Below are 792 nucleotides of genomic sequence, written 5' to 3'. Positions count from 1 at the left end.
AGCAAGACAATCCCGCTGACCCTGACTGATGATGCGACCTGGGAGCTGGATGAAGACTTCACCGTCATCCTGAGCAATGTGGTGGATGCCACCTTGGGCACCCAGACCAGTACCACCGTAACCATCACCGATGACCAAGTTCGCAGTCCAGGAACTCTGGCCCTGAGTACTGCAACGGAGAGCGTTGCGGAGAATGCGGCCGGTGGACTGACACTGACGGTCACCCGTACCGGCGGTGCTGATGGCCCGGTATCTGTTGATTATGCGACGGCTGACGGAACCGCCAATGCACCGGGTGACTACACCCAAGCTACCGGCACCTTGGACTTCCTCGATGGCGAGACCAGCAAGACAATCCCGCTGACCCTGACTGATGATGCGACCTGGGAGCTGGATGAAGACTTCACCGTCATCCTGAGCAATGTGGTGGATGCCACCTTGGGCACCCAGACCAGTACCACCGTAACCATCACCGATGACCAAGTTCGCAGTCCAGGAACTCTGGCCCTGAGTACTGCAACGGAGAGCGTTGCGGAGAATGCGGCCGGTGGACTGACACTGACGGTCACCCGTACCGGCGGTGCTGATGGCCCGGTATCTGTTGATTATGCGACGGCTGACGGAACCGCCAATGCACCGGGTGACTACACCCAAGCTACCGGCACCTTGGACTTCCTCGATGGCGAGACCAGCAAGACAATCCCGCTGACCCTGACTGATGATGCGACCTGGGAGCTGGATGAAGACTTCACCGTCATCCTGAGCAATGTGGTGGATGCCACCTTGGGCACC

At 59.1% G+C, this 792-nt stretch carries 1 protein-coding gene; it reads left to right on the top strand.

The features are described 5' to 3' along the window. Positions 1-792 (top strand): Calx-beta domain-containing protein (locus tag G9Q73_RS05620; RefSeq protein WP_281397560.1); only part of this gene is annotated, 792 nt, incomplete at both ends.

The sequence above is a fragment of the endosymbiont of Lamellibrachia barhami genome, from assembly GCF_011947365.2.
Taxonomy (GTDB): domain Bacteria; phylum Pseudomonadota; class Gammaproteobacteria; order Chromatiales; family Chromatiaceae; genus QGON01.
This window is presented reverse-complemented; position numbering and strand designations above follow the sequence as displayed.